The organism is Nonomuraea sp. NPDC003214 (assembly GCF_053590035.1).
In genome coordinates this window covers 1-20778 of record NZ_JBSFSX010000011.1, presented here as the reverse complement: position 1 = coordinate 20778, position 20778 = coordinate 1, and the positions used below count along the sequence as shown (strand labels likewise).

Below are 20778 nucleotides of genomic sequence, written 5' to 3'. Positions count from 1 at the left end.
TTTCCGCGACCTCACCGAGACTAGGAAGCGGCGCGGGGCCTGCCATCCCACCGGAACGGACATTCGCTGTAGCTCTCACGGGGGATGGAGGCACGGCGGAACCGGCCTGCGCCATTAAGCTTGCACGGTGTTCGCGAACGTCGTCCGTTCTGCCCGCTCCTGGCTGGACTTCTGGGGAACTCGCTCCACCCTCGCCAAGGACAGCGCGCTCGCGGCGTCGCTCACGCTGCTGGGGTTCGTGCCGACACTGTCGACGATCGCGGCGCGGATCGGCGATCTGGCCGAGCGGCCGTCCGACGCGGCGGCCGTGGTGCTGACCCTGGCGCAGTCCGCGCCGCTGGCCGTGCGCAGCCGCTGGCCGGCGCTCTGCCTGGCGGTCACCGGCACCGCGTTCGCTCTGCACCAGGCGCTGGCCTACCCGCCGACCTTCGCCAGCATCGGGCTCTACCTGGCGGTGTACGCGGCCGGAGCCCATCAGGCCCGGTTCCGTCATGGACTCGCCGCGGCGTCGACCGCCGGCTACGCCGTGCTGGCGGTGGTGCTGCACGGCCTGGGGTCGCCCAGCCGGGTCCAGGACTTCGTGGCGTTCTACCTGACCTTGGCGGTGATCTGGACGGCCGGCGCGGCGATGCGCCGGTGGCGGGCGGACGAGGCCGAGCGCCGGCGGCTCAGCGCGGACGTGGCCAGGGCCGCCGAACGCGCCCGCATCGCCCGCGAGCTGCACGACGTGGTCACGCATCACGTGACCGCCATGGTCGTCCAGGCGGACGCGGCACAGTTCACGTCCGGCACGACGGCGGGGTTCGCCGCCATCAGCGACAGCGGGCGGCGGGCGCTGACCGAGCTGCGCCACCTGCTCGGCGTACTGGAAGCCACCGGCGACTCGGGCGGCGCGGACCGCGCCCCGACGCTGGCCGGGATCGCCGGCCTGGTGGAGAACGCCCGCCTGTCCGGCCAGCCCGCCGAGCTGACCGAGCACGGCGAGCAGCGGCCACAGGGCGTGGACGTCGAGCTGGCCGCCTACCGGGTGGTGCAGGAAGCGCTCACCAACGCGATGAAGCACGCGCCAGGACGCCGCACCACGGTCACGCTGCACCACCACCCCGACCACCTCGCCGTCGAGGTGACCAACGACGGCGCCGCCGGCACTGTGCCCGCCGTGCCCGCTGTGCCCGCCGTGCCGTCGGGCGGGCGCGGGCTGGACGGCCTGCGCCGGCGGCTGCGCCTGCTGGACGGCGAACTGGTCACAGAGCACCGGCCCGACGGCGGGTTCGGCGTACGTGCCCGCATCCCCGCCAGGAGTGAGACATGACCGACACCCCGATCAAGGTCCTCGTCTGCGAGGACCAGGAGCTGGTACGAGCCGGCTACACCGCCATCTTCTCCGCCCAGCCCGACCTCGACGTGGTCGGCGAGGCCGCCGACGGCCGGGCGGCAGTCGAGGCGGCGCGACGGCTGCGCCCGGACGTCATCGTGATGGACATCCGGATGCCCGTCCTGAACGGCATCGAGGCCACCCGGCAACTGGCCGGCCCCGGCAGCGCCACTCCGGCGAAGGTGCTGGTCGTCACCACGTTCAACGTCGACGAGTACGTGTACGAAGCGCTCAGGGCGGGAGCCAGCGGCTTCCTGCTCAAGGACACGCAACCGGCGGAGCTGGTCAACGGCGTGCGTACCGTCGCACGCGGCGAGTCGCTGCTGGCCCCCGCCGTCACGCGCTCCCTCATCGGCCACTTCGCCGACCGCCTCCGCCCTGCCGACACCTCCAGCTCCGCCAGGGAGGAGGTCGTACGGGCCCTGACGCCGCGCGAGCTGGAGGTGCTCGAGCAGATCGCCGCCGGACTGTCGAACGCGGAGATCGCCGCCAAGCTGTTCATCACTCCTGAGACCGTGAAGACGTACGTGTCACGCATCCTGGCGAAACTGCACCTGCGTGACCGCGTCCAGGCGGTCGTGCTGGCCTACCGGGTGGGGCTGGTCTCGACCGCGTACTGAACCGGCCGGTCACACCGCCTCTCCCGGGAATTGTCGGTGGCGTGCGGCACAGTGATCGCATGAGCGACTCGCCTGCCACCAGCGTCGTGCCCGATGCCCCCAGTTCAGTCACCCGGGCGGATGCCCCCGCGCAGGCCCTCGTCTGTTCCACCTGCCAGGGAGTGATCGTCGGCGTCGAAGCGGGAGCCTTCACGGTCCAGCGTGGCCAGCTGATTCTCAGCAACGGCTACTGCCAAGGAGACCGTTGCGGCGCCGGCGCCACCGGCGTCATCACCCGCGGCCAGGCGAACCTCACGCATGACAAGAACAGTGACGTGGCCGGCTAGGAGGTCCAGGTCCGGGACTGACGACCTCCAGGCCGGACCCGGGCCTGGAGGTCGTGCGCCCTGTGCAGGCTCCGGGCTCGTCAGTCGCGCGGGTGCCAGCCGTCGGTGTCGACGTCGAGGCCGAGGTCGTCGGCGATGTCGTTCCAGTCGGCGTACTTGAAGTTGGTGTTCTCCCGGTCGGGCACCTCGGGGGTGTTGGCGCCGTCGTGGGCGATGAACAGGCCGCTGTCGAAGTCGCCGAGCGGCACGTTGAGGACCATGGAGCCGTCACTGTGCTCCACGCCGTCGATGCCGTCGTCGGCGCCGACGCGGAACTGGCCGAGGTAGGCGTTGGCGCCTTCGCGCCGGTAGACGGCGAAGGTGTTGTCGCCCTGGCTGGAGGCGAGCAGGTAGCCCTTGCCGTCCTCCCGGTAGTAGATCGTCAGGCCTTCGGCGTCGGCCGACAGGTGGGCGCCGCCGTAGCCGGGGTCGGCGCCGGGCACGCACTCCTCGGTCTCGGGGTCGTACGTGCCGGGCACGCCGTACTCCTTGACCTTGTCGACCAGGACCGGGGCGCCGGTGAGGTCGGCGCGCATGCGCCAGATGCCGACGTCCTCCTGCGCGGCGTAGAGCACGTCGCGCTGCTGGTCGACGACCATGCCCTCGACCTGGGCGAGCTCGTCGGGCTCCATGCACGGCGTCCACGTGGCGCCGTTGGGCAGGGTGAAGGAGGCGGGCAGGTCGAGCGTGCGGACGGCCCGGTAGCTGACCTTGCCGCCGGCGGTGGCCACCAGCTTGAACAGGCCGATGGAGGTCTTGTGGCGGCGGCTGACCAGGGCGTAGGTGCCGGTGGCGTCTTTCCAGGTGGTCAGGCCGTAGCCGGTCTCCTGGTCGTTGACCTGTTCCTGGGTGGTGTTGAACAGGAACGGCACGGCCGGGTCGGTGACGTCGGTGAGACGGCCGTCTTTGACGGCGTAGAAGCGCAGGTGGTCGCGGCCTCGGTCGGAGACGACGGCCAGGTCCTTGCCGGCGAAGCCGTAGGCGACGTCGACGTTGTTGAAGCGGCCGTTCTCGTCGTCCGGGCCCGGCGCGGCGGGGGCGTCGATGTGCTGGGTCAGGTCGCCGTCGAGGTCGTAGACGTTCAGGCCGCCTTCCTTGGCGGTGGTGACGATGAGGCTGTCCTCGTCGTCGTCGGGGTCGACCCAGATGGCGGGGTCGTCGCCGTTGGCGTTGCCGCCGGCCTCGTCGTCGAACAGGGCGGGCGTCTCGATCTTCGGGTCGACGGAGGGGATGCTCTGACTGGAGGCGGGTGCGGCCAGGCTGCCTGTCAGCATGACGCTGAGGGCTGCCAGTAACAGGGGGCGGGCAGGACGCATTGTTCTCCTTGGGCAGTGAGGGACTCTTCTTGCGGGGGAGGTCGCCAGGGCGAACGACCCGGTCCTATGGCTTCAGCGGTGGTTGAGCCGCCAGAAGTCGGACATGATCTGCCTGTTCTGCAGATCGGCCACCAGGGATCGGGGGTCGGTGTGGAAGAGCTGCCCCTTCCAGTCGCTCAGGCCGGCCGGGGCGACCAGCGGTTTGACGGTGCTGTTGCCGGAGATGCCGCCTTCGCCGATCTCGTGCTTGACGCCTTCCTCCGTCATGATGAAGTGCACGTACAGTTTGGCGGCGTTCGGATGCTTCGACTTGGCCGCGATGGCGACGTACTTGGGATAGCTGAACCCGGCGAAGGGCGCCATGCCCTCGCAGGTGGCCTGGGTGTAGCCCTTGTCCTCGTTGTTGCGGAACTTGGAGATCGACATGAAGCCGATCTTCCTGTCGGTGGCGGCGGGCGCGCCGACGGCGCCGGAGGTGTCCTCGTCGGAGCCGGTGAGCACGGGCTCGTTGGCTGCCAGGCGCTTGATCCACTCGTAGGCGGCGCTCTTCTCCTCGGTCTTCAGCGGCTCGCCGTACTTGGCCTGGTAGGCCTGCTGCAGCGCCTGGTTGCCGTGTGAGTCGAGCTGGGTGAGGAACGACAGCACGGTCGGCTTGCCGAGCGGGTCCTGCATGACGACCTTGCCCGACCAGTCGCTTTCGGTGAGGTCCCAGATGTTCCCGACCGGGCAGCCGCCGGGGGAGAGCTTGGTGTTGTAGGCGAACACGGTGGCCTTCGACAGGGCGCGCAGGGGGTTGCGGTCCTCGGGCAGGATCTGGTCCTGGAGGTCGGCGGGCACCCAGGTCCGCACGATGCCCTGCGGGATGAGCTGGCCCATCAGCACCCCGCCGTCCTCGTACATGGCGGCGTCGATGGTGACGTTGTCGGCGGCGTGCTCGCGGGTCATCTTCTCCGCGGTCTGCGGCGTGTCGGACTTCACGCCTTCCATCGCGATGCCGTACTTGGCGGTGAAGGCCTTGGCGACCTCCTCGATGTCGCCGCTGGAGTCGTAGACGAGCAGGCTGCCTTCCTTCTTGGCCGCTTCGACCAGCGCGTTCAGGTCGAAGGCGGCGTCGACGGAGGCTGAGGGCAGCGGTTCGGCCTCCGCGTTCATGGTGCCGGCCTGGCCGCCGGTGGACGGTGCGCATGCGGCCAGGGCCAGCAGGGCTGCAACGGTGACGATCTTCTTGGTACGCCGCATGATGGCGGTACTCCTCATGGCTCGCAGTGCCGTACGCGGCTCAGAGCCCCGACTGACGCCGCAGTGCGCACCACGATGAACGCGTAATTAATAGGTTGTCAAGACATATTCATGCCCAATCTTGAAAGAACGTCATCTCGTCAGAATGTCAGGACAAATCATTGACGTTCATCTCTCGTTCATCTAAGACTGAAGCTCCCGGCGAAGGAGACGATATGCGGGTCGGTTTGATAGGGCTTGGGCGAATTGGGTTATTTCATGCACAAACGTTGACCCGCCTGGTCGACGACCTCATCGTCGCCGATGCCGACCAGGATCACGCGGCGGAGGTCGCCGGTCGGCTCGGGAGCACCCTCGGCGACCCGTGGAGCGCGGACGCGCTGGTGATCGCGACCCCCACCTCAACCCACGCGGAGCTGCTCGTCAGGGCTTGCGAGCGGCGCATCCCGGTGTTCTGCGAGAAGCCGGCCGCGCCCACCGTGGCCGAGACGATCCGGGTGGCCGAGGCGGCCGAACGCGGCGGAACCCTGGTCCACATCGGGTTCCAGCGGCGCTTCGACGCCGGGTTCGCCGCCGCGCGCCAGGCGCTGCTCGACGGCGAGCTCGGGGAGCTGCACCGGGCTCACCTCCTGACCGGTGACCCGCGCCCACCGGCTCCCGAGTACGTCCCGAGCTCGGGCGGCATCTTCCGCGACTGCCACATCCACGACTTCGACATCCTGCGCTGGGTGACCGGGCTGGAGGCCGACACGGTCTACGCCACCGGCGCCAACCGGGGTGAGCCGTTCTTCGCCGAGGCGGGCGACGTCGACACCAGCGCCGCCCTGATCACGATGGCCGACGGGACGCTGGTCACCCTGCAGGGCTCCCGGTACAACGGCGCCGGCTACGACGTGCGGATGGAACTGGCCGGGACCCGGGCCACCTGGGCCGTCGGGCTGGGCGAGCGGGCGCCGCTGCATCGGGCCGACGACGGCGGCCATCCCGACCAGCCGTGGCCGGACTTCCGGAGCAGGTTCGCCGCCGCCTACACGGCCGAGATCGAGGCCTTTCTGGCCGCGGCGCGGGGCGAGCGGGACAGCCCCTGCACCGTGCGCGACGCGCTGGCCGCGTTGCACCTCGCGGAGGCGGCCGACCTGTCACGCCGCGACGGACGCCCTGTCCAGCTCGCGGAGGTGACCAAGTGAGAATCGCCGCCACCCGTTCCGAGGAGGAAGCGCATGCTTGAGGACGCCCTCTGCCGGCTGCGGGAGGACCGCGCCCGGCGGCCGGAGCGCGTGAGCGAACTGGCCGCCGGGCGGCGGCGCCGGCCGCTGCTGGCCGGTCGCGGCCGGCTCCTGATCGTCGCCGCCGACCACCCGGGCCGGGCCGCCCTCGGGGCGGGGGAGCGGCCGATGGCGATGGAGAGCCGGCTCGACCTGCTCGACCGGCTGATGACCGCGCTGGCGCGGCCCGGCGTGGACGGGTTGCTGGCGACGCCGGACGTCGTCGAGGATCTGCTGCTGCTCGGCGCGCTCGACGACAAGCTGGTCATCGGCTCGATGAACCGGGGCGGCATGCAGGGCTCGGTCTTCGAGTTCGACGACCGGTTCACCGCCTATGACGCGCCGTCGATCGCCGCGATGGGACTGGACGGCGGCAAGATGCTGTGCCGGATCGCCCCGGAGGACCCGGCGACCGTACGCACCCTGGAGTCCTGCGGGCGGGCCGTCTCCGCGCTGGCGGGGCACGGCCTCATGGCCATGATCGAGCCCTTCTGGTCCAGGCACGTGGACGGTTCGGTCAGGCACGAGCTGTCGGCGGCGGCGATGGTGAAGGCGATCAGCGTGGTGCAGGCGCTCGGCACGACCTCGGCACGCACCTGGCTGAAGATCCCGGTGGTCGAGGACATGGAGCGGGTGCTGGCGGCCACCACGCTGCCGACGCTGCTGCTGGGCGGCGACCCCGGACGGGCGGCCGGCGAGGCGTTCGCCGCCTGGGGCAAGGCCCTGCGCCTGCCCGGGGCCCGTGGCCTGGTCGTCGGCCGGGCCCTGCTCTACCCGCCAGGCGACGACGTGGCGGCGGCCGTCGACGCGGCGGCGAGCCTGCTGGAGGAGACATGACGCCCCTCCCACGCGGGCGCGCCGTCCGGCCGGGGGAGTGGCGGGCCGATCCCGGACGGAGGCCGCCGGCCGTACGGCTGTCGCGCGACCGGCGGCCGTACCGGTGATGTGGACCATCGCCTTCGCCGTCGCCGCGGTCCTGTTCGTGCTGGTCACCGGCGCCAACGACGGGGCGGCGCTGATCGGTCTCGGCCTGCGCTTCCCCAAGGCGCCCGGCTGGTTCACCGTCGGGCTGCTCGCCGGCGCGCTGATCGCCGTGCCGTACCTGCTCGGGGTCGCGGTGGCGGCCACCTTCACCGAGCGGCTGGCGGGGCTCGACGCGGACGGCGGCGCGGCGGCGTTCCTCGCCGGCGTGGTGATCGCCGTCGGCGTGGTCGCGGTGCTGGCCGGGCGGGGCCTGCCGACGAGCCTGACGCTGGCCGTGGTCGGCGGCATCACCGGCGCCGGCTTCGGCGCGGGACTGCCGGTGTCGCTGTCCGGGCTCGGCACGGTGCTGGCGGTCGGCGTGGCGGCGCCGCTCGCGGGAGTCCTGCTCGGCTACGTCATGGGAGCCGTGTCCCGCCGGGTGCCGAGCCACGGGCGCATGCCGCGGATCGTGCTGGCCGCCCACCTGCTGGCCTACGGCGCGCAATGCGTCGCCTACGCGGTCAACGACGGCCAGAAGATGCTGGCCGTCGTCAGTGTGGCAGTCGAGGTCGGCAGGCACGAGGTCGGCAGGCACGGGGTCGGCGGCATCGGCCCGGTTCACGTCGGTCCGGCGTGGATGGCGCTGCTCGTGGCGGTCTTCCTGGCCGGGGCGCTGACCAGCCTGCCCCGGGTGGGCGCGCGACTGGGCCGGGGGCTCGTCCTGGCCAGGCCGCTGCACGTGGTGTCGGCGGAGGCCGCCGCGGCCGGGGCCGTGCTGGGCAGCTCGGTCCTCGGCGCGCCGGTGAGCATGACCCAGTCCGTCACGGCCGGCGTCGTCGGCGCGGCCGCCAGCGAGGGAGGCAAGAGGGTGCGGTGGCGCGGCGTGGTGACCCTGGGGGCGGCCTGGATGGTCACGCTGCCGTCGTCGATGGCCCTGGGCTGCCTGGCCGGGCTGGCGGTGAGGTGGCTGTGAGCCGGCCGGGACGCGGGCGGCGCGGGCTCGCGCGGGTCTGGGACGAGCTGAGCGGCGGATCGGGCGGGCGCGTGGTCAAGCTGGTCCAGGCGCAGATCGCCGCCGCCCGGGCGGGCGCGCGGCTGGCGGGCGAGGTGGCCGCCGGGTCCGACCGGCCGCTGGCCCGCGCCCGGATGGCCGAGGTCGAGCACCAAGGCGACGCGGCGCGCGCCGAGCTGGTCGCGCTGCTGCGCCGGGTCCTGGTGACGCCCATCGACCGGGAGGACCTGTTCCGCCTGTCCCGCTGCATCGACGACGTGCTCGACCAGCTGCGCGACTACGTGCGCGAGGCCGACATCTTCGGCCCGGGCGACCTCGGCTTCGCCGCCGAGCCGCTCCAGGCGCTGGCCGAGGGCCTGGACGAGCTCGAACGCGCGGTGACGCACATGGTGGACGACCCTGGCGCGGTCACCACCGCGGTGCTGGCCACGCGCAAGGCCAGGACGCGCATGCGGCAGCTACGCCAGTGCAGGCTCGGCGAGCTGTTCACCATGCCCCTGGACATGGACACCCTGCGCCGCCGCGAACTGCTCTCCCGCCTCGACGCCGTCGGCCAGCGTCTCGGGGAGGCGGCCGACGCCCTGGCCGACGCGATGCTCAAACGAAGCCATTGACGCACGACCCCCCGAAGGAACCCATCATGGCTGTTCTCACCGAGCCGAAGCCGCCGCCACCGCCGCCCCCACCACGGCCTCCGAGACGGCGCAGGGTGCTCTACCGCCTGCGCGTCCTGCGCCACGACCCGACCGCCGCGCTCGGCTTCATTCTCGTCGTCGTGCTGGCGTACATGGTCGTCGCCCCTCTCGTCGCGGTGCTGTCGGACGCCTTCCGGCTCCAGTACGGCGACCAGGCGCACGCGGGGCAGCAACCCGGTGAGTGGACCGGCTACTACCTGTGGCGGGTGTTCCGCTCGCAGGTGAGCGACCTGCTGTTCTGGGAGCCGCTGCTCAACACGCTGGTCATCTCGCTGGGCACGGTCGTGTTCGCGCTGGTCGTGGGCGGCGGCATGGCCTGGATGGTGACCCGTACCAACGTGCCGGGACGCACGTGGCTGGCCGGGGCGCTCGTGGTCCCGTACATGCTGCCCTCGTGGACCTTCTCGCTCGCCTGGCTCACCCTGTTCAAGAACGACCGGGCCGGCGGGCAGGCCGGCGTGCTGCAGGCCCAGGGGATCGCGACGCCGGACTGGCTCGCCTACGGGCCGCTGCCGATCGTCATCACGCTCGGCCTGCACTACTACCCCTTCGTCTTCCTGCTGGTCGGCAACGCGCTGCGGCGCATCGACGCGCAACTGGAGGACTCGGCCCGCATCCTGGGCGCGCCCCGCCGGGTGGTCATCCGCAGGATCGTCGCCCCGCTGATGCTGCCCGCGCTGTCGTCGGCCGTGCTGCTGGTCGTCGGGCGGGTGCTCGGCACGTTCGGCACCCCGTACGTGCTGGGACTGCCGGCCGACTACCGGGTGCTCTCCACCGGCCTGTACCAGTCGATCCGTGACCGCAGCACCGGGGTCGCCTCCGTGCTGACCGCCGTCATCGTGCTCATCGGCGTACTGATCGTCCTCACCGACGCACGGCTGTTGCGCGAGCACCGCCGCTTCGTCACCGTGGGCGGCAAGGGCGCCATGGACCGGCTGAGCGACCTGCGCGGATGGCGCTGGCCCGCCTTCGCGCTGGGCGGGGTCGTGTTCGTGGCGAGCGTCCTGGTGCCCATCCTGACGCTGCTCCTGTCGTCGCTCACCCGGACCCCGATGGACCTGTCGACCTTCACCCTGAGCTACTGGTTCGCCGAGAGCCTGCCCGGGGCCGTCGGGTTCCCGCACGGCGTCTTCCGCGGCGCCGAACTGTGGGCCGCGGCCTGGAACTCGCTGCGCATCGTCGGCATCGCCTCGCTGATCTGCGCGGTCGCCGGGCTGCTCATCGGGTACGTGGTGGTGCGCGGCTCGGCGCCCCGCGTCGCCGCGTTCCTGCGGCAGGTCTCGTTCCTGCCGTACCTCATCCCCGGCATCGCGTTCGCGGCGGCGTCGCTGTCGCTGTTCGCGGTCGCCCGCGGCCCGGTGCCCGCCCTGTACGGGACCACGTTCCTGCTCATCCTCGTCATGGCGGTGACACATCTGCCCTACAGCTCCCGCTCCGGCATCGCGGCGATGACGCAGCTCGGCCGCGAACCGGAGGAGGCCGCCCAGATCGCCGGCGCCTCCTGGTGGCAACGCATGCGGCGGATCGTCTTCCCCATCCAGAAGGGGGCGCTGGTCACCGGGATCGTGCTCCCGTTCATCTCCGGGCTCAAGGAGCTGAGCATCGTGATCATGCTGACCACGACCGGCACGGAACTTCTCACCACGCTGTCGATCGGCCTGGTCGACTACGGCTACACCCAGCTCGCCAACGCGGTCGTGCTCGTGATCGCGCTCGTCTCCTTCACCATGACGTACCTGACCCAGAGGCTGACCAAGAGCAGTCTCGCCTCCGGCCTGGGAGGATAGATGCCCACCATCGTCCTGAGCGGAATCGCCAAGCGCTACGGCGGCGGCGACCACGCGGTCAAGAACCTCGACCTGGTCGTCCCGGACGGCGCCTTCATGTGCCTGCTGGGCCCGTCAGGGTGCGGCAAGACCACCACCCTGCGCATGATCGCCGGACTGGAGCAGCCGACGGCCGGCTCCATCACCGTCGGCGACCGCGTCCTCGACTCCGTGGAGAAGGGCCTGTACGTCCCGCCGGAGAAACGCGGGATGGGACTGGTCTTCCAGAGTTACGCCCTGTGGCCGCACCTGTCGGTGCGCGCGAACGTGGAGTTCGGGCTGCGCATGCGCAAGGTGCCCGCGCCGGAACGCCGCTCCCGCGCCGAGGCGGCGCTGGAGATGGTGCACGTCTCCGACGCGATGGACCGCTATCCCTCGCAGCTTTCCGGCGGCCAGCAGCAGCGGGTCGCGCTGGCCCGCATGCTCGCCGTCGACCCGGCGGTGCTGCTGCTCGACGAGCCGCTGTCCAACCTCGACGCCCGGCTGCGGCTGGAGATGCGCGCCGAGCTCAAGCGCATCCATGAGGAGTCGGGGGCGACGATCGTCTTCGTCACCCACGACCAGCTGGAGGCGCTGACCATGGCCACCCACGTGGCGGTCATGAACCAGGGCGAGCTCCAGCAGCTCGCGCCCCCCATGGAGGTGTACGCCCGCCCCGCCAACCGGTTCGTCGCCGAGTTCGTCGGCAGCCCGGCGATGGCCCTCGTCGACGTCGGCTCGACGCCGGCCGGGCTGGGGCGCTCCTTGCTGGCGCACAGCCGCGACAGGCACGGGGCCGTCGGCCCGGCCGCGTTCGGCATCCGCCCGGAGGCGCTGCGCCTCGGCACGCCACCCCCCGGCGTCTGGTCCGAACCCGCCACCGTCGAGGCCGTGCTCCCGGCCGGCGCTTCCTGGACGGTACGGCTGCGCGTCCTGGACACCGAACTGTTCGCCGTCACCCACAGCCCCGTCGAGGCGGCGCCCGGCGACACCGTCACCTGCTGGACCGATCAGCTCCACCTGTTCGGCGCCGACGGCCTGCGCCTCCAGGACCGGGACACGGCGGAGGCCCGCGCATGATCGTGCCCGAGGTCCTGCTGCTCGACTTCGGCGGCGTGGTGGCCGAGACCGTCAAACGCCCGGCGTGGGCCGCCGAGCTGGCCGCCGAGGTGCACGCGATGCTGGAGCGCGCCGGGTTCGGCGGGTTGAGCGCCGCCGAGATCGAGACCGACATCCGCGCGGGCGCCCGTGCCGACTCCTGCTGGAAGGACTCTACCTCCCGGCAGTACGCCCCGGCGGAGATGACGCATCGCCGCTTCTGGGCGGAGTTCGTCGCGACCGACTGGCCGGAGCAGGCCCGCGAACTGGTGACCGTGGAGGCGAGCCCGCTGTGCCGCCTGATGGGCGAACGACGCCGCGAGCGCGCGCTCCGCCCCGGCGTCAAGGAGCTCCTGGCCGCCTGCTGGGAGCGCGGCGTGCGACCGGCCGTGGTCAGCAACGCCCTGTGCGGCCTGGTGCACCGGGACTTCCTGGCTCGCGAGGGCCTGGCGGGGCAGCTCGCTGTGCAGGTCTACAGCGACGAAGCCGGGGTGCGCAAGCCGAACCCCGAGCTGATCCACATCGCCTGCCGGGCCCTGGGCGTGGCGCCCGGACGGGTCTGGTACGTCGGGGACAACCACGACCGTGACGTCGTCTGCGGCGTCCGTGCCGGAGCCGGTGCGACGGTGCTGATGCGGTCGCGCAGCACGGAGAAGATCCCCTACCAGGTGCGGCAGACCCCGCACGCCACCGTCGACGACCCCATCGGCCTGCTGAGACTGCTGGAGAACACATGGACCTGACCACCTCACGCGCCCTGGCGGCCATCGCGGCCGAGGCCGCCAGGGCCGTCGGCGACCGCCTGCGCACGGCATTCCGGTCCAGCCCGGAGGTGGCGACCAAACGCGACTTCCACGACCCCGTGACCGAGCACGACAAGGCGGCCGAGGAGGAGATCCGTGAGGTGCTGGCCCGCCGCTGCCCGGACAGCGTCGTGGTGGGCGAGGAGGGCGGCACCCGGGGGTCCGGCGCGATCAGCTGGTACGTCGACCCGATCGACGGCACCGCCAACTTCGCCGTCGGCCTCCCGTTCTTCTGCACCTCCATCGGCGCGGTCGTGGACGGCGAGGTGGTGGCGGGCGTCGTGTACGACCCGGTCCGCGACGATGAGTTCACCGCCTGGCTGGGTGGCGCGGAGTGCAACGGCGAGCCGATCCGCAGCGCCGGGGCGCGCACCGACCGGGAGGCCGTCCTGCTGTCCAGCTATCCGACCCCGCGCGACCTGGCCGAGGAGGGGGAGGCGGCGCTGCACCGCTTCGCCCGCATGGTCAACGCCTTCGCCAGCACCCGCCGCCCCGGCAGCGCCGCGCTCAAGCTGGCGCACGTCGCCGCGGGCTGGTCCGACGTCGCCTACGGCACGCACGTCAACGCCTGGGACGTCGCCGCCGGCTCCCTTCTGGTACGGCAGGCGGGCGGCACCTACCTGCCCCTGTCGGGCAGCGTCTTCACCCCGGGCGGCTACCTGGCCTGCGTCGGCGGCTTCGACCTCGACGGCTCGGTCATGGCCGAGGTCGCCGCAGCCGGGAGGCAGCCGTGATCCGCTGGATCGTCACCGACCTCGACGGCACCCTGGTCGGCCGCGACCTGGCCATGGTGCCCGCGAGCCGCGACGCCCTGGGCCGCTTCCGCGCGGCGGGCGGGCAGGTCGTCATCGCCACCGGACGCATGGAGCGCTCGGCCCTTCCGTACTACGAAGAGCTCGCTCTGGACGGCCCGGCCATCCTCTACAACGGCGCCCGCACCGTCGACCTGGCCACCGGTGCGGTGGTGCGCTCACGCTGCCTGCCGGCCGCCGCGTGGAAGGCGCTGATCGACGTCTTCGCCGACGTGACCCCGGGGGCGTACCCCGTGGTGTTCTCCGGCGGCCGGGCCTACGCCGTGGACGACGTACCCGAACTGCGGGACTACGCCCGGCGCGACCGCATCGAGCTGGCCGACCCCGGCTCCTGGACGGCGCTGCCGGCCGACGAGGTCACCAAGTGCATGCTGATCGGCGATCAGCTGCCCCATGTGCGAGTCGCGGGGACGACCACGGTGCTGTCCGAGGACACGTACCTGGAGATCCTTCCGCAGGGGGTGAGCAAGGGCCTGGCCCTGCGCGCGCTGGCCGAGGAGCGGGGCGTGGCGCCGGCGGAGATCGCCGCCGTCGGCGACAAGCCGAACGATCTCGACATGATCGAGCTCGCCGGGATCGGCGCGGCGGTGGGTGACGGCCACCCCGCCGTCCGTTCCGCCGCCGACGTGGTCGTCCGCCCGTGCGCGGACGGCGCGGTGGCGCAGCTCGTGGAGCTGGCCTTCCAGCGCAACGGCTGGTCGTGAGGGAGACATCAACGCGCTCGCCGGACTGTGGGCGTGCCGTGCGTCAGGCCGGTGCGGGGCTGGTCGGCGCTGCCAGGTGCGTGGGCTCGTCGCGGTGGAAGATCGCCAGGAGGCCGAACCAGACCAGGATCATGATCCCGGCCGGGCGCAGGAACTCCTCGGCGAGAACGGTGCCGACGAAGGAGTAGCCGGCGAGCCAGACGCCGGTGACGACGCCGACCACCCGGACCGGCCAGGACCGGCTGACCACGGAGCTCGCCACGATCCAGACCCCGGCGAGAACGTGGCCGCCGAGCCGGACCGCCCAGGCCGTGTCGTACTCGACCCCGTTGATCATGAGGATGCCGGCGAGCACGTCGAGCGCCACCCAGCCGTAGCCTGCTGCTTTGGCCCAGGGCGCCGCCTCCAGGCGCGAGACCAGAAAGAGGATCGAGAGGTGGAAGAAGACGCCCAGGTATTCTCCCCACGCGACGTCCGGGTCGGTGAAGAAGGCGATCACGGCTGGGAGGAACAGCACGAGGGGGAGTAGCGCCACGAGGCGCAGGCTGACGTAGTGCCGTCGAGGATCGAGCATCAGGGAAGTCCTTGCACATCGAAGTATGTGGTCGGGACGAACACTAGGAAGTAGACTGTTGATATGTCAACACTTGGCCCGGGTGAGGCGACCGAGCTGTGGCTGCGGTGGAAGCGCGCCCATGAGCTGGTCCGTGCCGCCGTCATCGCCGAAACCACGGCGGCGTCCGGAGTCTCCGAGCCGGAGCTGGGCGTCCTGGTCTGCCTGCACGAGTCCGGCGGGAGCCTGCGGCAGAACGCCCTCGCCGCCACCCTCGGCTGGGATCGGACGCGGCTGTCGCACCTGCTGACCCGGATGGCCGACCGCGGCTACGTGGCCCGCGACAAGGTTCCGAACGGGGTGGAGGTCACGCTGTGCCCGGTAGGCCGGCGCGTGATCGACATGACGTTGCCGACGCTGGAAACGGCCACCCGATGCCACCTGCTGGACCGGCTCGGCCCGGACCACGCCAAGACGCTCAAGGCCCTCATCGACCGCCTCCTGTCGAGCGAGGAGGCGACGGCGGAGACCGGCGCCGGGTAGGGGAGTGTTCTCGCCCATCAAACTGCGTCGCGCGCCCGATTCAAGCGCCAAGCCGGTCGTCCGGGGGTGTTGCCGTGAGGAAGCCGCCGGGCCGGCCGCCACCAGCAGCTCCAGGCCCGTGAGGCCAATGCCGGGATCAACGCAAAGTGCGGGTCCGCACTCGTATCACGCGACTAGAAATCTACAATGTAAAGGCGGTGGGCGGTTGCGAATCCACCGCCCACCGCAAACGAACGGGCTCCGCCCGTACATTCTCCAACTAACCAGACGCCCTGGCGGGTTCGGCTCTCACCCATAGTAATAGACTGATGGCAATCAGTTGTGATTAACGCGGGATTTCGAGTTCAGAATCCTGGGTCCCCTTGATGTGTGCCTCCGCTGGGTCGGCGGGGTGGGGCTGGTCAGGGTTTGCCGGGGGATTGGGGCCAGCCGTGTTCGAGAAGGTCGAAGATGGCGTTGAGCGCGGCCAGGGGGTCGGGTTCGGTGCCTGCGAGTTCGGGGATCTCCAGGACGTAGCGGGCCAGCGCGCGGATGGTCATGTCGGAGGGGTCGCGGCCGCTCTCGGTGGCGATCACCTCGGCGAGGGCTTCTTCGCAGGCGATCCAGAGCTTGCGTGAGTATTCCCGCAGCGCGGGTGTGCTGACGATCAGGTCGCGTTTGCGCCGCAGTTCGGGCGGGAGGTCGTCGGTGAAGGGGCCTCGGGCCGCCATGCTGCGGCGCAGGGCTTCCAGTATGGACTGGCCGGGGGGCCGGTCGTGGACCGCGGCGGTCAGCCAGATGCGTCGTTCGGAGCCGTCGTCGAAGATCAGTGCTTCTTTGCCATCGGGTACGTGCGCGAACAGGGTGGCGATGGAGACGTCTGCTTCGTCGGCGATCTGGGCGACGGTGACGCCGTCGTAGCCGTGCTCGCTGAAGAGCCGGAGTGCGGCCTCCGACAGTGCCTGGCGGGTCTGTGCCTTCTTGCGCTCGCGGCGTCCCATCGTCGTCGGCATGTCTCCATCGTACCGTAACCTGGAACGCCTCTGAATCTATAGTGATTATAGTTTCAGAGTCAGTTCAGGTTTTTCGAACGGAGATGTGTCATGGCAATCCCCGCAGCCGCCGGCCCGCCGGCGACCGCGTCCACCCGCCGCATGTGGGCGATCCTGGGGCTGGTGCTGCTCGCCGACGCCCTCGACATGATCGACGCCACGGTCACCAACATCGCCGCGCCCACGATCGCCGCCGAACTGCACGGCGGCGAGGGCCTGATCAAGTGGCTCGGGTCGGCGTACATGCTCGCCATGGGCGTCCTGCTCGTGGTCGGCGGGCGGCTGGGCGACAAGTACGGCCAGCGCAGGCTGTTTCTCGTGGGCATGAGCGGCTTCACGATCGCCTCGGCCGTGGCGGGCCTCTCGCCCGACCCCGCTCTGCTGATCCTGGCCCGTGGCGCGCAGGGCGCGTTCGGCGCGCTGCTGATCCCGCAAGGCATGGCGATCATGACGAAGACGTTCTCGCGTGACATGCTCACCAAGGCGTTCGCGTTGTTCGGGCCCCTGCTGGGGGCCGCCTCGGTCGGCGGCCCGATCCTGGCCGGGTTCGTGATCGACGCCGACCTCGCCGGGCTGTCGTGGCGCCCGATCTTCCTGGTCAACCTGGTGCTCGGCGGCCTCGGCCTGGTCCTGGCCGTCCGGTTGCTGCCGCACGACGACGGCGACGCCGCCACCGGCGTGGACGGGGTGGGCTCGGGGCTGCTCGCCGCCGCCATGTTCGGGCTGCTCCTGGGGCTGGTCGAGGGGTCGGAGAACGGCTGGACGGCCGTCCCGATCGTCTCGGTCGCCGCCGGCCTGGTGTTCCTGGCCGCCTTCGCCCGCCGCCAGAGCACCGCTGCCGATCCGCTGCTCAAGCCGTCCCTGCTGCGCAACCGCGGCTTCAGCTCCGGGCTGCTCGTCGGCCTGATCGTCTTCGCGGCCACCACCGGGCTGGTCTACGTCCTGTCGCTGTTCATGCAGCAAGGGCTGCACGCCTCGGCCCGGGACGCCTCCCTGGGACTGCTGCCGATGACCGTCGGCATCATCGTGGCCTCGGGAGCATGCATGGCGCTGATCAGGAAGCTGGGGCGCACGCTCATCTTCTTCGGCCTGGCCGTCATCCTGGCCGGCTGCGGCTGGCTGCTCGTCCTGGTCGCGGCCTCGGGCACGGACCTGAGCCTGTGGGCCCTCGCACCGGCCGTCTTCCTCACGGGCCTGGGGATGGGCGCCTGCTACGGCACGATCTTCGACGTCGCGATCGGCGACATCGCTCCCGGCGAGGCCGGCAGCGCCAGCGGTTCCCTGTCGGCGATCCAGCAACTGGCGGCCGGTGCCGGTTCGGCCGCCGTCACGTCGGTCTTCTTCCAGTCGGCCGGCTCCGGCTTCGGCCCCGCCATGACGGCCAGCCTCCTCGTCGTCGCGGCCCTGACCGCCGTCACCGTCCCGGCCGTGACCCTGATGCCCAGACGAGCGCCGGCTGAACTCCGGCACTGACCCAGACCCGATCACCGTAAGGAGCCGGACGGTGTCCTCCCTCCACAGCCCTGCCCCCTGGGACGTACGGCGCCTGCCACGTGCCGAGGGCAAGAACTTCCTCGTCACGGGCGGCAACGCGGGCATCGGCTACTTCGTCGCCGAACAGCTGGCCGGCACCGGCGCCACGGTCGTCCTCGCCTGCCGTGACACGGCCAGGGCCGAGGCCGCGCGGGTCTCGATCCGCGCCCGCGTCCCGGGTGCGCGCGTCCGTCACATCCGCCTGGATCTCGCCGACCTCTCCTCGCTCAGGGCCTGCGTGGATGCCCTGGAGCTGGAGAGGCTGGACGCGGTCGTCTGCAACGCCGGCGTGCTGCTCGACGATCCGCCACGGCGCGAGAGCGGGGACGGCAACGAGCTGATGTTCGCCACCAACCATCTGGGGCACTTCGCGCTGGTCTCGTGGCTCGCACCCCTGCTCGCGGCTGCACCCGCCGGCCGCGTCGTCACCACCGGCAGCTTCACGGCGAAGTCCGAAAGCCTGGACCTCGACGATCTCCAGAGCATGCGCGACTACCGGCCGAAGCGCACCTACGTACGGTCCAAGCTCGCGCAGATGCTCTTCGGCTTCGAACTCGACCGCCGCCTGCGCGCCGCCGGCAGCACGACGCTGAGCGTGGTCACCCACCCCGGTGGCGCGCTCGACTCCCTCACCCCGTCACGTCCGCCGGTCCGCGTCCGAACGGCCGGCGAACGACTGCGGGGCCTGCCGGCCGGTCTGCTCTTGCAGGGCAAGGAGGCCGCCGCGTGGCCCGCCGTGCGGGCGGTCCTCGACCCGTCCGTACGCGGTGGCCAGCTCTGGGGGCCTCGGGTGTTCGGGATCCGCGGCCTGCCTGCCCTCGAACCCGTCCGAGGTCACCTGGCCGACCCCGTACTGGCGGCGCGCCTGTGGGCCGCGTCCGCCGGCCTGGCCGGCCTCGACCCAGGCGCGAACCTCAGCTGAGCGGAGCTGGACCGGAGCCGAGGTGCCTGTCCACCGGCACGAAGCCGCCGGTGGCCGCCTCCTCACGTCACGCCGGAGGTCCGAGGTTCTGATGTGGCGGCGTTGCGGGTGGCGGGGAGGCTGGCGGTGACGGTGAAGCCGCCCTCGCCGTCGTGTCCCGCGCTGAAGGTGCCGCCGAGCAGGGTCACCCGGCGGTCGAGCCCGGTCAGGCCCATTCCTGAGCCGGCTCTGGTCAGCGTGGGATCGGCGCTCCGCCGGGGCGGCGCGTTGCGTACCTCGACGTCGGCCCGGTCGCCGGGGTAGGAGATGGCGACCGTGACCGGTGCTCCGGGGGCGTGTTTGCGGGCGTTGGTCAGCGACTCCTGCACCACCCGGTAGACGGCCCGGGCCACGACGGCGGGCACCGTGTCGGGGTCGCCCTCGACGTGCAGGGCCGCGTGGTCGGCTGCCGCGAGGGCGGCGAGGTCGCCGCCGGTGTCGTCCTGGGGACGCCCGGCGGGCGCGGGCCGGGCCCCTGTGGTGACCACGCGCATGAGATCACGCAGCTCGGTGAGGGTGCGGGTGCCGGCTCGCCGGATCTGCTCAGCCGCCGTACGGGCGTCGTCGTCGCGGGTGGTGACGCGGAGGGCGTCGGCGTGCAGCACGATCTCCGTGACGTGGTGGGTGACGATGTCGTGCAGGTCGGCGGCCAGGCGCTGTCGTTCGGCGGTTTCGGCGCGCTCGGCGAGCAGGCGGCGTTCGGAGTCGGCCAGCTCGGCCCGTTTGCGTAGTGATCGCAGCAGCTCGTGCCGGGCCCTGAGGTACAGGGCGCCCAGCGCGGGCAGGGCGGTGGACGACAGCGCTGCGTACAGATTTCCCCACGAGGGAGCCCAGATCGGGATCACCGGCAGCGCGAGGACGGCGGCGAAGGCGAACGCCTGGTGCCAGGGCAGCAGGGTGACCAGGAAGGACACCACGACCGGGGTTGCCACGGGTGTCGTGATCGAGCCGGTCTGCGCTGCCACCGCATCCGGCGTCAGGCCGGTCCCGAGAGCGAGCACGGTCGTGACCACGACGGCCAGTGCTCCTACTGTCCGCGGGAGGCGGACGACCAGCGGCAAGGACACGTTGAGCAGGAGGTTCAGGGCGAGGCCGGCGAGTGAGCCGGGGCCGCGGCCGTCCCCGCTCGTGGTGTACAGGACGATCTGGACGACGGCGCACAGCGTGGCCGCGCCGATGGCGGCCATGAGCATGATTCTTCGATCGCGGACGATGAGTTCCGGCCAGCGGGACAGTGTGTGCACAGCGGGGTACCTCGGAAGGCCGCCGTGGTGTCGTCTGTGGCGGCCGGGTGGTCGCGGGTGGTGTTCAGACGGGCTCGTCGAGGAGTCCGGCCTGGTGGGCGAGCAGGGCCGCTTGCGTCCGGTGGGTGAGGTCGAGCTTGGCCAGGAGGCGGGAGACGTAGCTGCGGACGGTCGTCTCCGACAGGAACAGCCGCCGGGCGATCTCGGGGTTGGTGAGTCCTTCACCGAGGCAGGCCAGCACTTCGCGTTCGCGCTCGGCCAGCGTGGCCACCCGTGACCGGGCGGCGTCGCGCCGCTCGTCGCCTCTGGAGGACTGTGCGATCAGTTTGCGCGCCGCGCTCGGGGACATCACGACGTTCCCGTCGGCGGCGACCTTGACCAGGTTGAGCAGCTCCTCGGCCGGGGTGGCCTTCACCAGGAAGCCCGCGGCTCCGGCCTCGAGGGCGCCGAGGACGTGCTCGTCGGAGTCGAACGTGGTGAGCGCGACCACCGCGGGCGGCGCGGCCAGGGCGGTGATCTCCTTCGTCGCGGTGATCCCGTCCACGCCCGGCATCCTGAGGTCCATGAGTACGACGTCGGGCTGGTTGCGCAGGACCTCCTCGACCGCTTCTGCCCCGTCTCGTGCCTCGCCGACCACGTCGAGCTCCGTGCTGGAGCCGAGGATGGTCTTGAGATGCCGGCGGACCATCGGGTCGTCGTCGGCGAGCAGAATCCTGATCATGTCTGCTGAGTCTGCCATCCGCCCTGGCGGGCCGTGGTGCCCGGGCCGGGATCACCAAGGCCGCCCTCTACTACCACTTCGACTCCAAGGAGGAGATCCTCCACCAGCTCACGCTGCCCC

22 protein-coding genes are annotated in these 20778 nt (G+C 71.5%); 16 read left to right on the top strand and 6 right to left on the bottom strand.

The window, feature by feature from the left end; translation table 11 throughout:
* Nucleotides 1–127: 127 nt before the first annotated feature.
* From ACWDXC_RS32330 to ACWDXC_RS32320, 3 genes are read left to right on the top strand one after another with little or no spacing between them, the layout of a single operon-like run.
* Complete coding sequence (locus tag ACWDXC_RS32330) at nucleotides 128–1312, top strand: sensor histidine kinase (protein ID WP_449988110.1); 1185 nt, start codon at nucleotides 128–130, stop codon at nucleotides 1310–1312.
* Nucleotides 1309–1995, top strand: a complete 687-nt coding sequence (locus tag ACWDXC_RS32325) for a response regulator (RefSeq protein WP_449988107.1) — start codon at nucleotides 1309–1311, stop codon at nucleotides 1993–1995. Before ACWDXC_RS32330 ends, ACWDXC_RS32325 begins: the two co-directional genes overlap by 4 nt.
* 59 nt (nucleotides 1996–2054) lie before the next feature.
* On the top strand, nucleotides 2055–2321 hold the full coding sequence (locus tag ACWDXC_RS32320) for a hypothetical protein (RefSeq protein ID WP_449988104.1): 267 nt from the start codon (nucleotides 2055–2057) through the stop codon (nucleotides 2319–2321).
* Nucleotides 2322–2401: 80 nt separating this feature from the next.
* Here the strand turns inward: ACWDXC_RS32320 and ACWDXC_RS32315 are convergent, their stop codons facing one another.
* Both ACWDXC_RS32315 and ACWDXC_RS32310 read right to left on the bottom strand, forming a co-directional pair.
* Entirely contained in the window at nucleotides 2402–3634 is a 1233-nt protein-coding gene (locus tag ACWDXC_RS32315; RefSeq protein ID WP_449988101.1) for a phytase, read from the bottom strand.
* Between the two features lie 114 nt (nucleotides 3635–3748).
* Nucleotides 3749–4915, bottom strand: coding sequence for an ABC transporter substrate-binding protein (locus ACWDXC_RS32310; RefSeq protein ID WP_449988099.1), 1167 nt, complete (start codon nucleotides 4913–4915; stop codon nucleotides 3749–3751).
* A 215-nt stretch (nucleotides 4916–5130) separates the two neighbouring features.
* On the opposite strand from ACWDXC_RS32310, the gene ACWDXC_RS32305 reads away from it, so the two are divergent.
* The 9 genes from ACWDXC_RS32305 to ACWDXC_RS32265 all read left to right on the top strand — a co-directional run bounded on the left by ACWDXC_RS32305 (nucleotide 5131) and on the right by ACWDXC_RS32265 (nucleotide 14072).
* Nucleotides 5131–6102, top strand: coding sequence for a Gfo/Idh/MocA family protein (locus ACWDXC_RS32305; protein ID WP_449988096.1), 972 nt, complete (start codon nucleotides 5131–5133; stop codon nucleotides 6100–6102).
* Nucleotides 6103–6135: 33 nt separating this feature from the next.
* A complete protein-coding gene (locus ACWDXC_RS32300; RefSeq protein ID WP_449988093.1) occupies nucleotides 6136–7017 on the top strand; it encodes a Cgl0159 family (beta/alpha)8-fold protein in 882 nt (293 codons plus the stop codon).
* A 106-nt stretch (nucleotides 7018–7123) separates the two neighbouring features.
* The gene (locus ACWDXC_RS32295; protein ID WP_449988090.1) at nucleotides 7124–8116 is read left to right on the top strand and encodes an anion permease; all 993 of its coding nucleotides are present in this window, start codon (nucleotides 7124–7126) and stop codon (nucleotides 8114–8116) included.
* Nucleotides 8113–8769, top strand: a complete 657-nt coding sequence (locus ACWDXC_RS32290; protein WP_449988087.1) for a DUF47 domain-containing protein — start codon at nucleotides 8113–8115, stop codon at nucleotides 8767–8769. Before ACWDXC_RS32295 ends, ACWDXC_RS32290 begins: the two co-directional genes overlap by 4 nt.
* 26 nt (nucleotides 8770–8795) lie before the next feature.
* On the top strand, nucleotides 8796–10637 hold the full coding sequence (locus ACWDXC_RS32285) for an ABC transporter permease (RefSeq protein WP_449988085.1): 1842 nt from the start codon (nucleotides 8796–8798) through the stop codon (nucleotides 10635–10637).
* Nucleotides 10638–11735, top strand: coding sequence for an ABC transporter ATP-binding protein (locus tag ACWDXC_RS32280; protein ID WP_449988082.1), 1098 nt, complete (start codon nucleotides 10638–10640; stop codon nucleotides 11733–11735).
* The gene (locus tag ACWDXC_RS32275; protein WP_449988079.1) at nucleotides 11732–12496 is read left to right on the top strand and encodes an HAD family hydrolase; all 765 of its coding nucleotides are present in this window, start codon (nucleotides 11732–11734) and stop codon (nucleotides 12494–12496) included. Before ACWDXC_RS32280 ends, ACWDXC_RS32275 begins: the two co-directional genes overlap by 4 nt.
* Nucleotides 12487–13290, top strand: coding sequence for an inositol monophosphatase family protein (locus ACWDXC_RS32270; RefSeq protein ID WP_364178148.1), 804 nt, complete (start codon nucleotides 12487–12489; stop codon nucleotides 13288–13290). The genes ACWDXC_RS32275 and ACWDXC_RS32270 overlap by 10 nt, the downstream gene beginning before the upstream one ends.
* On the top strand, nucleotides 13287–14072 hold the full coding sequence (locus ACWDXC_RS32265; RefSeq protein ID WP_449988075.1) for a Cof-type HAD-IIB family hydrolase: 786 nt from the start codon (nucleotides 13287–13289) through the stop codon (nucleotides 14070–14072). Before ACWDXC_RS32270 ends, ACWDXC_RS32265 begins: the two co-directional genes overlap by 4 nt.
* Before the next feature lie 43 nt (nucleotides 14073–14115).
* Here ACWDXC_RS32265 and ACWDXC_RS32260 read toward each other — a convergent pair whose 3' ends face one another.
* Nucleotides 14116–14646: a hypothetical protein gene (locus ACWDXC_RS32260; protein ID WP_449988072.1), complete on the bottom strand. Its 531-nt coding sequence runs from the start codon at nucleotides 14644–14646 to the stop codon at nucleotides 14116–14118.
* 63 nt (nucleotides 14647–14709) lie between these two features.
* Between ACWDXC_RS32260 and ACWDXC_RS32255 the strand changes: the two genes are divergently transcribed.
* Entirely contained in the window at nucleotides 14710–15168 is a 459-nt protein-coding gene (locus ACWDXC_RS32255) for a MarR family winged helix-turn-helix transcriptional regulator (protein ID WP_449988069.1), read from the top strand.
* 401 nt (nucleotides 15169–15569) lie between these two features.
* On the opposite strand, the gene ACWDXC_RS32250 is transcribed toward ACWDXC_RS32255, so the two are convergent.
* Nucleotides 15570–16160 carry a TetR/AcrR family transcriptional regulator gene (locus ACWDXC_RS32250; RefSeq protein ID WP_449988066.1) on the bottom strand — a complete coding sequence of 197 codons (591 nt, stop codon included), beginning with the start codon at nucleotides 16158–16160 and terminating at the stop codon, nucleotides 15570–15572.
* A gap of 90 nt (nucleotides 16161–16250) precedes the next feature.
* Here ACWDXC_RS32250 and ACWDXC_RS32245 point away from each other — a divergent pair, with 90 nt between their 5' ends.
* Together ACWDXC_RS32245 and ACWDXC_RS32240 are read left to right on the top strand one after the other, a co-directional pair.
* Nucleotides 16251–17672, top strand: a complete 1422-nt coding sequence (locus ACWDXC_RS32245; protein ID WP_449988063.1) for an MFS transporter — start codon at nucleotides 16251–16253, stop codon at nucleotides 17670–17672.
* Nucleotides 17673–17703: 31 nt separating this feature from the next.
* Complete coding sequence (locus ACWDXC_RS32240) at nucleotides 17704–18654, top strand: SDR family NAD(P)-dependent oxidoreductase (RefSeq protein WP_449988062.1); 951 nt, start codon at nucleotides 17704–17706, stop codon at nucleotides 18652–18654.
* Between the two features lie 62 nt (nucleotides 18655–18716).
* Here ACWDXC_RS32240 and ACWDXC_RS32235 read toward each other — a convergent pair whose 3' ends face one another.
* Both ACWDXC_RS32235 and ACWDXC_RS32230 read right to left on the bottom strand, forming a co-directional pair.
* A complete protein-coding gene (locus tag ACWDXC_RS32235) occupies nucleotides 18717–19937 on the bottom strand; it encodes a sensor histidine kinase (RefSeq protein ID WP_449988060.1) in 1221 nt (406 codons plus the stop codon).
* A 64-nt stretch (nucleotides 19938–20001) separates the two neighbouring features.
* Nucleotides 20002–20658 carry a response regulator gene (locus ACWDXC_RS32230; RefSeq protein WP_449988058.1) on the bottom strand — a complete coding sequence of 219 codons (657 nt, stop codon included), beginning with the start codon at nucleotides 20656–20658 and terminating at the stop codon, nucleotides 20002–20004.
* A gap of 2 nt (nucleotides 20659–20660) precedes the next feature.
* Here ACWDXC_RS32230 and ACWDXC_RS32225 point away from each other — a divergent pair.
* On the top strand, nucleotides 20661–20778 hold a 118-nt coding region (locus tag ACWDXC_RS32225; protein WP_449988708.1), incomplete at its 3' end, for a TetR family transcriptional regulator.